The sequence below is a fragment of the Epilithonimonas tenax DSM 16811 genome (assembly GCF_000428485.1).
Classification (GTDB): Bacteria; Bacteroidota; Bacteroidia; order Flavobacteriales; family Weeksellaceae; genus Epilithonimonas; species Epilithonimonas tenax.
On record NZ_AUAA01000096.1, the window covers coordinates 1 to 1,537 of the forward strand.

2 protein-coding genes are annotated in these 1,537 nt (G+C 30.4%); both read right to left on the reverse strand.

Annotated elements, in window-relative coordinates; all coding sequences use genetic code 11:
- The coding region (locus F564_RS0117650) for a restriction endonuclease subunit S (protein ID WP_034981996.1) at positions 1 to 453 on the reverse strand (453 nt) is incomplete at its 3' end.
- Entirely contained in the window at positions 453 to 1,445 is a 993-nt protein-coding gene (gene xerA, locus F564_RS0117655) for a site-specific tyrosine recombinase/integron integrase (RefSeq protein WP_028123735.1), read from the reverse strand. The genes xerA and F564_RS0117650, both read right to left, overlap by 1 nt.
- Between the last annotated feature and the right edge of the window lie 92 nt (positions 1,446 to 1,537).

A 1,537-nucleotide genomic window follows, 5' to 3' on the forward strand; every position in this document is an offset into this window, starting at 1 on the left:
TAAATTATCATTTAGCTTATTGTTCAATTCAATTTTATTGTCAATATCTATGAGAATGTTGGCAATTTTTTTTTGGATTTTGAGGTTGGGTAATTGTATTTTTAAATTATAGTAACTGTCAAATGTCATACTCGGTACACCAGTTCCGGTATTTAGATTTTCTAAATTTAATATTTTCAGATAGTTATAAAGAAAATACGGTTCTGCTACATCCTCATTTATTTCAGTGTAATAAATGGTATCAACTGTCCAAAAGGGAATTTTCGAAAATTGGATGTTATCTAAAGTTCCTTTTCTAGGAAGTAAAATACTTGGTTTATCATATAAAAATTGATTACCATAACGCATAATTCCACCACTTCCATAAATCGGAATCGTTCCATTTGAAACGGTTTTATGGTCTTTTCCATTTTTTATCTTAACTAAATCTCTTAGAAAATATTCTTTCACCATTAACTTATAAATTTTCGATGTGCAATTTTCACATTCGATTGATTCACCATTGCATAGTGCAAAGTAGTATCAATTTTTACGTGACCTAATAATTTTTGTACCTGTTCAATCGGCATTCCTTTATCAATCGCCATTGTAGCCAATGTTCTTCTAAATTTATGCGGATGAACTTTGTTGATTTGTGTTTTTTGACCCAGTTTACGCAGAATATTTTCTATCCCGCCAATCGACAGTCGCTGATGCGGTTTAGATAAAGAAACAAATAAAGCCTCGTTATCATCGGTTCGGGTTTCAAGATAGTGCTTTAAGTGAATTTTGGTTCGGGCATCAAAATAAACTTCACGTTCCTTATTTCCTTTTCCTGTTACAATACACGATCGCTCGTGGAAATTAATGTCTTTTCGGTTTATTTTTACGAGTTCTCCCACTCTTATTCCTGTTGATATGAGAATTTCAATTAAGGTTAAATCTCTTATCTCAGTGCAATTATCTCGTAGTGTTTCTATTTCCTCGTCACTCAAAATTTCTTTAATAATTCTAGGTGTTTTTATTTTATGAATTCTTCTTACTGGACTTTTCAGTATGTAATTTTCGTCTTCAAGCCAAGAAAAAAAACTAGAAAATATTCTTCGAATATTATCAATAGTAACCTTGCTGGAATTCTTCGTTTCTTGATAATCAGAAAGGTAAATTCGTAGATCGTTGGTGGAAATTTCGGTCACTTTTTTACTCAGTTTTTTAAAGAGGCTGTCTATCGTTGAAAAATAATATTTAAGAGATTTCTCCGAACATCCTTCTACTTTTTTGGAAGAAATAAATAGATTGAGAATCGATTCGTTGCTATCTATAAAGTGTTGATTTTCTTTGTTTTGATTGGTTATTTCTACATCGTGAAAACTCTGGTGAATTACCTTTTCTAACATTGCCATCTGTTGAAAGTTTAAAGTGGCATTCATTGCATTCATAATCTCTAGTTTCACTAATTCCTTCATTACTATGATTTATTTAAAATTTAAAAATCCGCAAAGGAATGAAAAACAAAATTAGCTAAAGTTCATCTTTTACTAAACTAAATGATAATTTA

What these genes read in the sequence shown, in the direction of transcription:
- xerA (WP_028123735.1), bottom strand. Translation starts at nt 1,445, where the DNA reads ATGAAGGAATTAGTGAAACTAGAGATTATGAATGCAATGAATGCCACT.